Genomic DNA, 14,546 nt, shown 5'->3' with positions numbered 1-14,546 from the left:
CTCTTTGAAGTGTTGTCAATTTTAAAATTTTTAATTTCGCCGTCTTCTGTGATAGAACAAATATCCAGGGATAATTTGCTAACATCGACTCCGATAAATGATTTAAATTTCATAGTTTAGATTGAGTTAAAAAAGAAGAACCTTTACCTAAAAACCTTAACAGGTCAGGGCTGATATCTTATACAGGTCTTGGTTCATTAAAACCTGTCAGTTCCAAATATCGGGATAGTGCGTTTCTAAGGCTATCGCTGGATCGCTGACAGGTTTTCAATTATACTACTTTTAATTAAAAAAGTATCAATACAAACCTAAGGTAGCTATCGGGACTGTGAGGTTTATTTTTTTTATCTGAATGTCAGTAGAATAAAACATCCGCTTTCAGGTTCTAAAAAAGGCATTTTCTTATCTTTATCAAAAATAACTCTGGGATGCGCTTTCTCTACTTCCTTCTCATCCTTCTTTTCACAGGTTTTTCAGGCTATTCCCAGTCCGAACAGCTGGCGAAGAATTATTTTGACAGGGGTGAATTCAACAAGGCGCGAAACATCTACGAAAAACTTTTTGCTCAGGAACCACATAATTCGGCTTATTTCTATGGCCTTATTGCCACCTACCAACAACTTGAGAAATATTCTGAAGCCGAGAAACTACTAAAAGAGCGTGTAAATAATACGGCCAATGCTCCTCATTACCTCGTGGAACTGGGCCACAACTATGAATTGCAGCGAAAAACCGAACAGGCAGAACAATTCTATCAGGAAGCATTAAAGGCAATAGAATCCCGTCCCAATTTTGCCTTTTCCATTGCCCGGACCTTTGAGAAATTCAGTAAGCTGGATAAAGCGGTAACGGCTTATGAACTCGGCATGAAAATGAATCCTGATGCCGAATATCATATTCAGCTCGCCAGGTTGTATGGAGAGCAGGGGGAGATCGAAAAAATGTTCAGCAATTATATAGAAGTGCTTGGCAATAATCCTAATCTGCTGCCCGGAGTGAGCCGGATCTATGCTCAGTTTATTACAGATAATCCATCGAATGAAGCCAATGTTGTATTCAGGAAGCTGCTTCTTAAGAAGCTTCAGGAAGATCAAAATATTCTTTACAACGAAATGTTGAGCTGGTTGTTTGTGCAGCAAAAAGAGTTTCAGAAAGCGTTTCAGCAGGAAAAAGCTATTTATAGAAGGTCAGATCAGGGGCTGGGATCGATTCTAAGATTGACAGTTCAGGCCAGAGAAGAAGGCCAGGCCGATACTGCAGTGGAGGTATTGGATTTTATTATTGCCGAAGCCCCTCAGGACAATCTCAGGATTCAGGCGCATCAGTTAAAGCTTAATATTTTGCAGGAAACTTTCCCTCCTGGAAAATATGCTCAAATAGAACAGGCCTATAATGACCTTTTTAAGACCTATGGCAAGGGTGCAAATACATTGTCACTGCATATAGATTATGCCAATTTTATGGCCTTTAAACAAGGCAGGATTGCTGAGGCTCAAAACGAATTAAAGGCTTTTCTCGACGGGCCTCTGAAAAAATTTGAAGAAGCCGCTTTAAAAATGGCTTTGGCCGATATACTTGTGCTTGATGAGAAATTCAACCAGGCACTCATTTATTATTCACAGGTACAAAACCTGGTGGAGAATGATGTAATCGCTCAAATGGCCCGGTTCAAAGTGGCCAAGACCAGCTATTATAAGGGAGATTTTGAATGGGCAAACCTTCAACTCGACGTATTGAAATCGGCAACCTCACAGTTGATTGCAAATGATGCCATGGAACTTAGTCTGCTGATAAGTGAGAATTCCCTGGAAGATTCTACGCAAACTGCACTTAAAAAATATTCACGTGCCGATCTTTTGGCTTTTCAGGAAAAAAATGGCAATGCCATAGCACTGCTGGATTCCGTCCTAACGCAGCACAAGGGTGAAAAAATTGAGGATGATGCGCTTTTAAAACAAGCCAAACTTTTTGAGGAAACAGGAGAATATGCCAAAGCTGAAAGTAATTATCTGTCTATTATAGAACATTATAAAAATGGAATTTTGGGAGATAATGCACATTATTACCTGGCCGAATTATATGCAGGTAGGCTAAACCAGCCGGAAAAGGCGCAGGAGTTTTATGAAAAAATTATCTTTAATTACGCCGATAGTATTTACTTTGTCGATGCACGGAAAAAATTCAGGCGTTTAAGGGGAGATGAACTGGAATAACTTTTTCAGAAAACATAATTTTTCCGGACTTTCAAACGAATATACAGCTTATGTACATTTACAATGTCACGATAAATATCCAGGAAGATATCCACGATGAATGGGTGGAATGGATGAAGAACGAACATATTCCAGATATGCTTAATACAGGAAAATTCATCAAAGCCCTTATGACGCGGGTAATGGTGAAGGAAGAGATGGGAGGTGTGACATATTCTGTGCAATATACAGCTGAAAGTAAGCAAATGCTCCAACGATACTACGAAGAAGATGCCGCAACTCTTAGAAGCAAAACAGCTCCATTTGAAGGGAAATTTGTCGCCTTCAGAACAGAGCTGGAAGTAATCACCGAGCAATAAACTCACCTTTTACATGAAGAAGAACTACAACAAGAAAGGTGGAACCCGGCCTGACAATATATCCCACGCTCATAATGAGGGAGATGTAAAAGCCAAAAAACATCTTGGACAACATTTTCTCACAGATGAGTCAGTCGCCGAAAAAATTGCCGACACCCTTAGCTATAGCGGATATTCCCATGTGCTGGAGATAGGTCCCGGGATGGGGGTGCTTACCAAATATCTACTAAGGAAGGATACAGATATTCACGTGATAGAAATAGACAGGGAAAGTGTGGCTTATCTACATGAACATTATCCTTCTCTGGCCGGAAAGATCCATGAAAAAGATTTTTTGAAGTCTGATATCAGCGAAATTTTTGGACAGGATCAATTCGCCATCATAGGTAACTTTCCTTATAATATTTCCACCCAAATCGTTTTTAAAATGCTGGAGTTACGGAATTATATTCCTGAATTTTCCGGGATGTTTCAGAAGGAAGTGGCGCAGCGTATCTGTGAAAAAGAAGGTAGTAAGACGTACGGAATCCTTTCTGTCCTGGTGCAGGCTTTTTACGAGGCCGAGTACCTGTTTACAGTACCACCATCAGTATTCAATCCGCCGCCAAAAGTGGACAGTGGAGTGCTGCGGCTTTCCCGAAAAGAAGATTTTTCCCTTCCCTGTGATGAGAAATTATTTTTCAGAGTAGTGAAGACAGCTTTTCAGCAAAGAAGAAAAACACTTCGCAATAGTCTGAAGACTTTAGATCTGCCCGAAAATATTAAAGAAGATAGTATATTTGGTCTGCGGCCGGAACAGCTCAGCACTGCCCGGTTCATAGAACTTACACAAAAAATTCAGCCATATGCAGTTTGAGGTAAGCGATGAATATATCGAGCACATCCAGCTTCTCATAGAAGAGAAGCGGAATACTGAGCTCCTTCAGCTTCTGGAGGAAGTTCACCATGCCGATATTGCAGAGATCATCGACGAACTTACCCTTGATGAGGCTACCTATATCATCAAACTTCTCGACAGCACAAAAACTTCAGAAGCCCTTATGGAGCTGGAGGAAGATGTACGGGAACGTATTCTCGATAATCTATCCTCTAAGGAGATCGCCGAGGAGCTCGAGAATATGGATACCGATGATGCTGCCGATATTATCGCCGAACTTTCTGAAGAGCGAAAGCAGGAGGTAATCAGTGAGATTCTTGACGAAGAACATGCCGAACACATTGTGGAACTGCTGCGATATGATGAGAATTCGGCCGGGGGACTTATGGCCAAAGAGCTGGTAAAGGTCAATGAAAACTGGAGCGTTACCGGTTGTATGACCGAAATGCGGGCGCAGGCAGAAAATGTTACTCGTGTGCACTCGATTTATGTGGTTGATGACAAGAATAGATTAAAAGGACGGCTCTCACTTAAGGATCTGCTTACAGCATCCAGCAGGGCGAATATCAGCGACATTTATATTGATAAGGTGGATTATGTGACCGTCCACACCAAGGGAGAGGAAGTGGCGCGTGTGATGCAGAAGTATGACCTTGAAGCGATTCCTGTGGTAGATGAAATGGGAAGACTGGTAGGAAGGGTGACGATTGATGATATTGTCGACTTTATTAGAGATGAAGCCGAAAAAGATTATCAAATGGCCGCCGGTATATCTGAAGATGTTGAGGCAGATGATTCTATACTTCGTCTTACCCGCGCGAGGTTGCCCTGGCTTATTCTGGCCCTTTTAGGAGGTTTTATTTCGGTTACAGTACTTGGAACATTTGACGCGGCCATGCAGGAGCATGCAGCGTTATTCTTTTTTGTGCCGCTTATAGCCGCGATGGCAGGTAATGTGGGAGTACAGTCGTCGGCAATTGTATTGCAGGGTCTGGCCAATCAAAGTCTTAGCGGTTCACTATGGAATCGGCTAATTAAGGAAGTCCTTTTGAGCCTTCTTAATGGAGCGGCTCTGGCTTTTTTGCTTATCATAGGAGGGATTTTTCTGCTCGGTTTCCACTTCTGGTTTGGAGTAACAGTTGGCATCTCTCTGATATCGGTAATTGTCATCGCCTCCCTTATCGGAACCTTCGTGCCTATTATTTTGGATAAGTTCGGAATAGATCCCGCAATGGCAACAGGCCCATTCATCACCACAAGTAATGACATTTTTGGGATCCTTATTTACTTTACTATAGCCAAGATGATATTGGGTTTTTAAAATGTCAAAATTCCAAGTACCAAATACCAAGGTCTCTCAAAAGTGCTTTTTTGTAAAAGTATTTTTCCCGAAAATCTTGCAGATTTCGGCAGAAAAAAATCTATGCAGTCGTGGCTAAAAAACCGCCAAGCCGATTACTCCCTGTCTCCTCTCCAATTTTCTATGTAAATTGCTTCTTCATTAATACAGTTATAAACATGTCATTTTTAAAACCCATTGATCCCAGAGAAAAGCTGACGAAATTCAGCAATCACTGGCACCCGCGGCAAATTGGAGTTGTCAATGATATGCAGGTGCTGGTTGCAAAAGTAAAAGATGAATTTGTATGGCATCAGCACGAGGAGGAGGACGAACTTTTCCAGGTGCTAAAAGGAACTCTGTACCTGCAGTTCGAAGATCGTACAGAGACCGTTAAGGAAGGGGAGATCATCATCGTTCCCAAAGGAGTGAAGCATTGTCCCATGACAAAAAATGGGGAGGAAGTTCATATCATGCTTTTCGAAAAGCTCAGCACCAAACATACCGGAGACGTGCAGGACAGCCTCACTCAATCTGACTATCCAAAAATCTGATTTTTCATGATCATTCTTCACGCCGATTCCAACCATCCTACTCTACTACAGCAACTCGAAGCAGCCGGGCATCACAATATTGAAGCCTATAGCCAAAGCGAGCAGGAGATCCTTGAAAATCAGCATCTCTATGACGGGATCGTAATTAGAAGCCGGTTCCAAATTGGCAAAGAATTTCTGAATGCTGCACCAAACCTGAAATTCATTGCCCGCGTAGGCGCCGGACTGGAAAGCATAGACGTTGAATACGCAGAAAGACGCGGAGTCAAACTTTTTTCTGCTCCCGAAGGCAATCGTAATGCCGTGGGCGAACATGCCCTTGGAATGCTGCTTTCTCTGTTCAATAAATTAAATCAGGCCGACAGGCAGGTACGGGAAGGTTTGTGGTACAGGGAAGCGAACCGCGGGGTAGAATTGGAAGGAAAAACAGTAGGGATCATCGGCTACGGAAATATGGGAAAATCCTTTGCAAAAAAGCTTCAGGGATTTGATGTAAAGGTGATCTGTTATGACATTTTAGAGGGAGTAGGAGATGAGTTTGCAGAGCAGGTTTCCCTGGAGAAATTCAAAAGAGAATGTGATGTAGTGAGTCTTCACACCCCCTGGACTCCTGAAACCAACCGAATGGTCGATAAAGACTTTATAGCCGCTTTTTCAAAGCCCTTCTGGCTGCTCAACACCGCCCGTGGGAAAAGTGTGGTGACCGAAGATCTTGTAGCAGCTTTGCATGAAAAGAAGATCCTTGGAGCAGGCCTGGATGTACTGGAATACGAAAAAGGTTCTTTTGAAAGTCTTTTTACTGAAGCGGCTGAAATGCCAAAAGCCCTGCAAGAGCTGCTCGTGATGCCAAATGTGCTGCTAAGTCCGCATGTTGCCGGCTGGACTGTAGAGTCACACCGCAAGCTGGCAAATACTATCGCACAAAAGATCATAGATCTATACAAGTAAAGACCCCATGCGGCGTCTCAGTCAGAGTTTAGACGCCATTTAAGGCGTCTATAGTAAGTTATAATAATATCTATCATGAAGAACAGAGTTACCGGGATCGGCGGGATATTTTTCAAAAGCAAAGATCCAAAAGCCACAAAAAATTGGTACAACAAACATCTTGGTTTAAATACCGATCAATGGGGAAGTACATTCTGGTGGAAAGACAAAGAAGGAAACGACTGCACCACTCAGTGGAGTCCCATGAATGAAGACACCGACTACTATGAGCCTTCAAAAAAACAATTTATGGTCAACTATCGGGTAGAGAACCTGGAAGAGTTGCTGGTGGAATTGAAAAAAGAGGGAGTAGAGATCGTGGGAGAGATGCAGACTTTTGACTATGGGAAATTCGGCTGGATCATGGATCCCGAAGGCAATAAGATCGAGCTTTGGGAACCAAATGACAAGGCTTTTTTTTAGCAATTCCATTGTTCAGGCAACACATGGGCTGACCCTTCACGAAAACCTTATATTTTAAATTTATCCTAAACTGCTGCTAAGCTTTTTCCCAGCAGATTAAGGCCTTATCTTTGCAGCTTGAATTAATATCAGGTGAATTGAAAGATTTTTTCTTCTTCGTAAAAGACAATTTCAGAAAAGTAAGCTTTGGGTGGGTACTTACCTTTCTTTCAGGCTTCGGACAAACTTTTCTTATTTCCCTTTACGTCCCTGAAATTATCAAAACCTTCCAGATTTCTGAAGGAGCATTTGGGTCTCTTTATGCCGCCTGTACTATTGTTGCTTCTTTTATCATGCTGAGCGTGGGACATACGGTGGATTATAAACCGGCCAAAAAGGTGACCGCCTGGACGATCATCGGCTTAGGTTTATCAAGTATCCTCCTCGGGTTCTCATACCACATCCTTTTTCTTTTTATTGCTATTACCGGATTAAGGCTTACCGGGCAGGGGTTGCTCACGCATATTAGTATGACAATAATGTCTAAACGTTTCACTAAAGACAGGGGAAAAGCTTTGAGTTTTTCCACATTGGGCTTTTCTATGAGTGAGGCTGTTTTTCCAATTATTATATCCTTAATTATTGGGTTCTTCAACTGGAGAGTTGCGGCAATCGCAAGTGGGATCATAGTATTTCTATATCTCATCAGGTTAAAATATATCGACCTGATGGTCTTCGACGAGCAACTGTCGGGACAGGGAAGGCAGTCTGCCCTCGTACTGCTCAAGGATTACAAAAAAATAGTTTTTGACAAGAAATTTGTGGTAATGATGCCGGCCAGCTTTATCCTGAGTTTTACGGCGACGGCTATCTTCTTCTATCAATATGTATTTGTGGAGAATAAAGGATGGTCTGTAACTCTTTATGCAACTTTCTTTACTGTTTATGCTATAACAAGGTTTCTTTTTTCACTTTTAGGAGGGGTATGGGTAGATAAATTTACTGCCCGCAAAATGTTCAGGTATTATCTTATTCCCGTAACTCTTGGGATGCTACCACTGGCCTTAATGGATAGTATCATTGGAGCATTGATCTTTCTGATATTTACCGGTGTAACTGTGGGAGTCTCGGGAACTGTGAAAACCGCATTGCTGGCAGAGATCTACGGAACAGAAAAAATGGGAGCCATTCGCAGCGTGTTTACGATGTTCATGGTAATAAGTACAGCTTTGGGCCCGCTGGTTGTGGGGTTGCTAATGGATGCAGGCGTAAGCTTCGAAAACCTGATCCTGGGATTATTTGCGGCAACAGGATTGGTAATAATTAATTCCCAGAGGATAAAGTATTACCAGGGAATACCGGAAGAAGTACCCGCCTAATTCCTAATCCCTTTCCCATAGTCCCCCATTGTTTTTGATTATGATACCTGATCATTGCTAACTGAAATGATCAGGCGAGTGTGTCTTCAATTTTCTGAACCCTTCCAACTTCTCCTGTTTCCAGCCTCACTTTTATGCCGTGGGGATGCATCGGAGACTTCGTAAGTATATCTGCCACGTAGCCATAAGTGAGCCTGCCGGTTCTTTGATCCTGCTTCTGTACTATGGCAACCCGGCTTCCGGGAGTGATATCTTTTCTTGTAGGTTTCATCGAAATGTTTAAAGATTAATGTTTAAGGTCTAACTTTTTTATTCTAAAGTCTAACCTCTACCCTATTATGACTACAGTCTACCGTCTAATTTATCCTCTGCTTAGTTCGATCATGGCCGATTTGATGGGTTCTTCCCCTTCTATAGCATCAAAAGTCATATTCTTCACAAGAGGATCGGCAAGCGACATGATAAGGAGAAAAGCTACATCATCACGCGGAATTTCACCGGTACTGTCCAGTTTCTCCGCCAGTTTGACTTTACCCATCCCCAGGTCGTCTGTAAGTGCTCCCGGCCTAACAATCGTGTAATCAAGTCCGCTGTCGCGCAGGTGCTGGTCGGCTGCAGCTTTTGCCTTAAGATAATGTTCCAGTTTTTCGTGTTTGGATGGTTCATCTGCACCCATGGAACTCAGCATGATGAACTTTTTAACTTTTGCTTTTTTGGCAGCATCAATGATCTTGATCGCTCCTTTTTCGTCCACCTCGGTGGTTTTGTCAGGACCGGTATCTCCGCCTGAACCTGCAGCAAATATGACCTTATCAATTCCTTTTAAGGCGGGGCTAAAATCATCCTGTTCAAGATCGGCAAGAACCCATTTGACCTCCATATCGTCAAAAATGGTTTTTTGCTCTTCCTTTCTTATCATCGCAACCGGCTCAAAACTCTGGCTGTTGTTGAGAATCTCGATGATCCTTTTCCCGGTACTTCCGGTGGCGCCAATTATTAATATCTTTTCCATTTTCTGAATTTTATTTCTGAAACAGCAAGATAAGCATCAAAAAAGCCATTTCCAACCTAACATTTTTTGTATAGCGGCAGACTATTCCGGGAATTTACCATTCTTTCTCATCTCTGTCACCTTTCGCTCCAGCTCCTGCTGAAACTCCTCCATGACGGGGCGTACGGTACTTTCCGGTAGGTCGGCTATCTTAATGTACATTAATCCGTCAACCGCATCATTAAACAGCGGATCAACGTTGAAAGCCACCACTTTCGCATTCTGCTTGATGTATTTTTTGATAAGCACCGGCAGCCTCATGCTTCCGGGTTCCACTTCATCAATGATCCTGTCAAATTTGTTAAGGTCTGCCTTGGTTTCATCAAATATGAAATCTTTGTCCCCATCCTTCAGCTTTACCTTGAATTCTTTTTTCGGTCTTATGAACTGCGCCACATAGGGGTCATAGTAATGAGACCTCATAAATTCGATCATCAGCGATTTAGAGAAATTGGAGAATTTGTTACTTATGCTCACTCCCCCAATAAGGTATTTATGTTTTGGGAAGCGCAGGGTACAATGCACAATTCCTTTCCATAACAGGAAGAGCGGCATTGGCCGTTGCTGGTATTCCTTTATGATAAAAGCACGTCCCATTTCAATAGATTCGCTCATCATCTTATGCAGCTCTGGCTCAAACCTGAAAAGATCCTGCAGGTAAAATCCGTTGATGCCATACTTCTCATAGATTTCGGCTCCCATTCCCATCCTGTAGGCTCCTGCAATTTTGTTCGTCTCGTTATCCCAAAGGAACATATGGTAGTAGTAATCATCAAACTTATCCAGGTCGGTTGACATATTCGTTCCTTCCCCAATAGCTCTGAACGTTATCTCCCGCAACCTTCCTATTTCTTTTAAAATGTTTGGAATAATCTCCTTTTTTGCAAGAAAGACCTCATAGTTTTTACTCTCCAGCAGTCGCTTGTCCAGTTTCCGGCATAATTCCACCTCCTGTATCATGAGGTCGCATTGAGTTTCGGCCACGATTTTTTTTGGAGGTTTAGGAATTTTAAAGTTTTTGGGAATACCTTTCAAAAATGGCTTTTTTTCAAAGGCATTCGCCAGCATATAAGTTTTTCGGCGCAGGAAGGCAGTAAGGGATTCAATAGTGGTAATTTCCTGGATATCCTGCGGATTTATTGGGTTTCCTATCCTCACCTTGATCTTGCGCTTCTTTTGGGAAAGCATTTCACTGGGTAACTTTGCAGTTCTTAAAATATCACTTACTGAAGCTAACCTGTAGAAGAAGGTACTGTTCTTCGCATGAAAATAGATAGGAATAACCGGAACTTTAGCCTTCTGAATAAGTTTCATCGCCGCGGGATCCCAGGGACGGTCTACTATTCTGCGATCATCGCGATAAGTAGAAACTTCTCCCGCAGGGAAAATACCCAGCGGTTTCCCTTCCCGTAAATGCAAAATGGCTTCCTTGATGCCTTTGGTGCTACTCTGTGCTTCCTTATGCTCCTCAAAAGGATTTACCGGCATAATGTAAGGTTGAAGAGGCTCAATCCGCTGTAACAGGAAATTCGCAATTACTTTATAATCCTCGCGTTTTGAAAGCAGAAGCTTGAGCAGGATCATACCGTCAATTCCTCCCAATGGGTGATTTGAAATGGTAATGAAAGCACCCGATTTCGGGATCCGCTTCAGGTCATCTTCAGGAATCTCAAAATAAATTTCAAATGCCTTCAGAATAGAATCTACAAACTGCGCGGCAGTCATGTGCTTCCGCTTATCATATTCTTTGTTGATCACCGAGAGCTTTGTAGTTTTAAGTACCACCCATCCCATAGAAGTACCTAAAAATCCAAATTTGTCGAGATTCATGACTTTCGCTACCTCTTTAGCGCTTACTATTCCCATTCAGTTCCTTTTAAAATAGAATTATGGTATTGCTACTATTTGTACTGTTTCCCGGGTAGTTTGTTTGAGCAGGATTTTTTTATCCTTTTCTATGTTCTTTACTGCTGCCTCATCAAAATGCCTTATTGTGTAAAGGGACACACCCGTATTGTAGCTCACCCTGAAAGTTGCCTTTAGATGGTTGAGCAACTTTTCTAAGTTATTAAATTTATTATCAATACATACCGAAAAGCTGATGGCCGAGTTCTGAATAAGGTCAACTTTAATCTGATATTTATGAAAAAGGTCGAAAATCTCGCTGATATTCTTTTCCAGAATAAATGAGAAATCCAGAGAAGATAAAGAGATCAAAACCTGATCTTTCTTCACTATAAAGCATGGTATCTTCGGAAGGATGGGTTGTCCTCTTTTTACTGAAGTACCTGGATTGGCGGGATTTAGAAAGGACTTCACATACAGAGGAATTTCCTTTCGCTGTAATGGCTGAAGCGTCTTAGGATGAATTACCGAAGCGCCATAGAATGCCAGCTCGATAGCTTCTTCATAAGAGATGTGGTCAAGCAGCTGCGGATTGTCAAAAACACGTGGATCTGCATTTAGCACTCCCGGCACATCTTTCCAGATGGTGACATTATCAGCATTGAGACAATAGGCAAAGATTCCGGCAGTGTAGTCACTACCTTCCCTTCCCAGGGTTGTGGAGAAGTTATTGGCATCTGCTCCTATAAATCCCTGTGTGATGCTTAGCATCTCTCTATTCACTTGGGATGTGATCTGTGCCTGTGTTTCTTCCCATTGAACCTGTGCATCTCTAAAGGTGCTGTCTGTACGAATACAGTTTCTGGCATCAAGCAAATCGTTTTTTATGCCACAAGAATTAAGATATTCGCTAATGATTGTTGAAGAAAAGAGTTCGCCGTAGATCACCACTTGATCGTAAACAAAATCATAGTTGGTGGAGCGGTTATGCTGTAGAAAATTTTCCAGTTCCCTGAAAAGATTCCGCACGGTACCAAAAGCCTTATGATCCTTATTTCCAAACAGGTTTAAAAGGATCTCATGATGAAATTCCTTTACAAATTGAAGCGCCTCTCCACAATTAGCTTTTTCAAGATAATCTCTTACAATAATCTCCATAGCATTAGTGGTCTTGCCCATTGCCGAGATTACGATCACTTTTTCCTTTGTGCCCTCTCTTTGCAACACATTAAGAACATTCTTTACTCCTTGAGCATCTTTTACAGAAGCACCCCCAAATTTGAATACTCTCATTTGTTTGTCTCTATATATTTTGTGATCCCGTTCTCGTCCATTTGAACGGTGTACCAGTCTTTAAGGATATTGGCACCACTGCGCGCATAGAAATCAATAGCATGTTGGTTCCAGTCAAGTACTACCCATTCTACTCTTTTAAGTCCCTGGGATTTTGCATATTGGATTACCTTCCTATATAGCGCATTTCCAAGACCTGTACCTCTTTTTTCTTCTCTTACAATTAGATCTTCCAAATGTAGGGTGCGGCCTTTCCAGGTGGAGAAGCGGTAGTAAACCAGTGCCATTCCCTCGATATTTCCGTCCACTTCGGCTACAAAGACGTGAAAAAGCGGGTTTTCCCCGAAGCCTTCTTTTTCCAATGTTTCCACTGTAGTGATCACAGCATTGGGTTCGTTTTCAAAAGCGGCAAGTTCTTTAATAAGCTCCAGCACCGCCGGCATGTCTTCCTTTCTTGCGTCTCTAATTACTGTCTTCATAGCTTTGGTTTAACGACAAAAATAGAGATTTGATTTTAAGATTATATTACGAAAACGTTGTAGTCACTTAAATTAATTTGCTTTAGTTTTGTGCAGCAAGCATTTTTTACACATCGATGGTCAAGAAAAATCAGACATTAGGAGAATTTATAATTGAGAATCAGGCAGAATTTCCTTTCTCTTCAGGAGAACTTTCAAGGTTAATAAATTCCATCAGGCTTGCTGCAAAAGTGGTCAATCACGAGGTAAACAAAGCCGGACTCGTTGATATTACCGGAGCAGCAGGAGAAACTAATGTTCAGGGAGAAGATCAGCAAAAGCTGGATGTAATGGCCAACGAGAAGTTTATTCAAACCCTCACCAACAGGGAAATTGTTTGTGGGATAGCTTCAGAAGAAGAAGAAGACTTCATCACCATTGCAGGTCAGAATGGGGATCACAAGAATAAATATGTAGTACTAATGGATCCTCTTGACGGGAGTTCCAATATTGATGTAAATGTTTCTGTAGGAACCATTTTTTCTATATACCGAAGGATAAGTCCTCTAGGCACTCCGGTACAAATAGAAGACTTTCTGCAGCCGGGAAATAAGCAGGTGGCTGCAGGCTATATAGTTTACGGAACTTCCACTATGCTGGTTTACACTACAGGTCACGGCGTAAATGGTTTTACTCTTAACCCGGCCCTTGGCTCCTGGTACCTTTCTCATCCCGATATGCAGTTTCCTGAAAAGGGAAGTATTTACTCCGTTAATGAAGGAAATTATGTGCATTTCCCGAGGGGAGTTAAGAACTATATAAAATATTGTCAGGAGGAAAAAGAAGACAGACCCTATACATCAAGATATATAGGTTCTCTGGTTTCCGATTTTCACCGCAATATGATCAAAGGAGGGATTTATTTCTATCCCACCACTTCAAGTGCGCCTAATGGTAAGCTAAGGTTGCTTTACGAATGTAATCCTATGGCTTTAATTGCCGAACAGGCCGGTGGGAAGGCCAGTGACGGTTTTAACCGTATTCTTGATATAGAGCCTACAGAGCTGCATCAACGTGTACCTTTCTTCTGCGGAAATAAAGATATGGTTGAGAAAGCTGAAGAATTTATGGCCAAGGATCCCCAATAGCTTGGGGTCTTAAAAAGGCACTTTTGGAAAGACATTTGTCTTAAAAAAATCTTGATGCTTGTTTCTTGACTCTACAATTACTTCTCCCTGTTGAGCAGGTAACGATAATCTTCAAAACTCATACCGCTAAAGATCTGGATAGAGCGTTTAATGATGTCTTCAGAAACTTTTGGTGAGAAACCCAGCCCTACAGCGTATTTGCGAAGCAATTCTTCTTCTTCCTCTTCTATATCATGGTCGGAATAGATGATCCTGAAGAGATCGTAAAGTCGCTCCAGCCTTCCTTCTACAGAGTTGTTGGGATGAATGGGAAAAGCGTTAGGGTTTTTCAGCACTTTTGAGTATTCCTCTTCCCCAATATCGAGTTTCATCGCGAATCTTTGTAATTGGGCTTCTTCCCTTTCATTTATCGGGCCATCGGCCGAGGCAAGATTTACAATGGCGGCAAAATGGCCGAGATTTCTAAGATGTTCTCCGGTTCCAAAAAGGTCTGAAAATGACATAATCCTAATTTTAATTAAAAATAGGAAAACAAATTCTAATACCCGATGATGTAAATCAGATTTTCGGGGACTGCAAATTGGTTATTTTTCTAAATATTCCTTTTACTGCTTAAGCCTCAATCTGTGACACGCAATTAC

The 14,546-nt window shown here is 41.9% G+C and carries 15 protein-coding genes; 9 read left to right on the top strand and 6 right to left on the bottom strand.

Annotated elements, in window-relative coordinates; genetic code table 11:
• Positions 1-428 precede the first annotated feature (428 nt).
• The 8 genes from G564_RS0110295 to G564_RS0110260 all read left to right on the top strand — a co-directional run bounded on the left by G564_RS0110295 (position 429) and on the right by G564_RS0110260 (position 8,110).
• On the top strand, positions 429-2,213 hold the full coding sequence (locus tag G564_RS0110295) for a tetratricopeptide repeat protein (RefSeq protein WP_029037597.1): 1,785 nt from the start codon (positions 429-431) through the stop codon (positions 2,211-2,213).
• Positions 2,214-2,263: 50 nt separating this feature from the next.
• Positions 2,264-2,572 (top strand): DUF4286 family protein, encoded by a 309-nt coding sequence (locus G564_RS0110290; RefSeq protein WP_029037596.1) that lies wholly within the window; start codon positions 2,264-2,266, stop codon positions 2,570-2,572.
• A gap of 13 nt (positions 2,573-2,585) precedes the next feature.
• Complete coding sequence (rsmA, locus tag G564_RS0110285; RefSeq protein WP_029037595.1) at positions 2,586-3,428, top strand: 16S rRNA (adenine(1518)-N(6)/adenine(1519)-N(6))-dimethyltransferase RsmA; 843 nt, start codon at positions 2,586-2,588, stop codon at positions 3,426-3,428.
• A complete protein-coding gene (mgtE, locus tag G564_RS0110280; protein WP_029037594.1) occupies positions 3,418-4,770 on the top strand; it encodes a magnesium transporter in 1,353 nt (450 codons plus the stop codon). The genes rsmA and mgtE overlap by 11 nt, the downstream gene beginning before the upstream one ends.
• 197 nt (positions 4,771-4,967) lie before the next feature.
• The gene (locus G564_RS0110275) at positions 4,968-5,342 is read left to right on the top strand and encodes a cupin domain-containing protein (protein ID WP_037373821.1); all 375 of its coding nucleotides are present in this window, start codon (positions 4,968-4,970) and stop codon (positions 5,340-5,342) included.
• 6 nt (positions 5,343-5,348) lie between these two features.
• A complete protein-coding gene (locus tag G564_RS0110270; protein ID WP_029037592.1) occupies positions 5,349-6,290 on the top strand; it encodes a 2-hydroxyacid dehydrogenase in 942 nt (313 codons plus the stop codon).
• Positions 6,291-6,365: 75 nt separating this feature from the next.
• On the top strand, positions 6,366-6,752 hold the full coding sequence (locus G564_RS0110265) for a VOC family protein (protein ID WP_029037591.1): 387 nt from the start codon (positions 6,366-6,368) through the stop codon (positions 6,750-6,752).
• 137 nt (positions 6,753-6,889) lie between these two features.
• The gene (locus tag G564_RS0110260; protein ID WP_029037590.1) at positions 6,890-8,110 is read left to right on the top strand and encodes an MFS transporter; all 1,221 of its coding nucleotides are present in this window, start codon (positions 6,890-6,892) and stop codon (positions 8,108-8,110) included.
• A 70-nt stretch (positions 8,111-8,180) separates the two neighbouring features.
• Here the strand turns inward: G564_RS0110260 and G564_RS0110255 are convergent, their stop codons facing one another.
• The 5 genes from G564_RS0110255 to G564_RS0110235 form a co-directional block, all read right to left on the bottom strand.
• Positions 8,181-8,381, bottom strand: coding sequence for a YwbE family protein (locus G564_RS0110255; protein ID WP_029037589.1), 201 nt, complete (start codon positions 8,379-8,381; stop codon positions 8,181-8,183).
• A gap of 90 nt (positions 8,382-8,471) precedes the next feature.
• Complete coding sequence (locus tag G564_RS0110250; RefSeq protein WP_029037588.1) at positions 8,472-9,122, bottom strand: SDR family oxidoreductase; 651 nt, start codon at positions 9,120-9,122, stop codon at positions 8,472-8,474.
• A gap of 81 nt (positions 9,123-9,203) precedes the next feature.
• Positions 9,204-11,027, bottom strand: a complete 1,824-nt coding sequence (locus G564_RS0110245) for a GNAT family N-acyltransferase (RefSeq protein WP_029037587.1) — start codon at positions 11,025-11,027, stop codon at positions 9,204-9,206.
• A gap of 21 nt (positions 11,028-11,048) precedes the next feature.
• The gene (locus G564_RS0110240) at positions 11,049-12,299 is read right to left on the bottom strand and encodes an aspartate kinase (protein ID WP_029037586.1); all 1,251 of its coding nucleotides are present in this window, start codon (positions 12,297-12,299) and stop codon (positions 11,049-11,051) included.
• On the bottom strand, positions 12,296-12,778 hold the full coding sequence (locus tag G564_RS0110235; RefSeq protein ID WP_029037585.1) for a GNAT family N-acetyltransferase: 483 nt from the start codon (positions 12,776-12,778) through the stop codon (positions 12,296-12,298). Before G564_RS0110235 ends, G564_RS0110240 begins: the two co-directional genes overlap by 4 nt.
• 116 nt (positions 12,779-12,894) lie before the next feature.
• Here G564_RS0110235 and fbp point away from each other — a divergent pair, with 116 nt between their 5' ends.
• Positions 12,895-13,905, top strand: a complete 1,011-nt coding sequence (gene fbp, locus G564_RS0110230) for a class 1 fructose-bisphosphatase (RefSeq protein WP_029037584.1) — start codon at positions 12,895-12,897, stop codon at positions 13,903-13,905.
• Between the two features lie 77 nt (positions 13,906-13,982).
• Here the strand turns inward: fbp and G564_RS0110225 are convergent, their stop codons facing one another.
• On the bottom strand, positions 13,983-14,408 hold the full coding sequence (locus G564_RS0110225) for a hypothetical protein (RefSeq protein WP_029037583.1): 426 nt from the start codon (positions 14,406-14,408) through the stop codon (positions 13,983-13,985).
• Positions 14,409-14,546 lie beyond the last annotated feature (138 nt).

It is taken from the genome of Salinimicrobium xinjiangense DSM 19287, from assembly GCF_000423585.1.
Taxonomy (GTDB): Bacteria; Bacteroidota; Bacteroidia; order Flavobacteriales; family Flavobacteriaceae; genus Salinimicrobium; species Salinimicrobium xinjiangense.
Note: the sequence above shows the minus strand (reverse complement) of the source record. Positions and strands in the feature narration are given on the sequence as shown.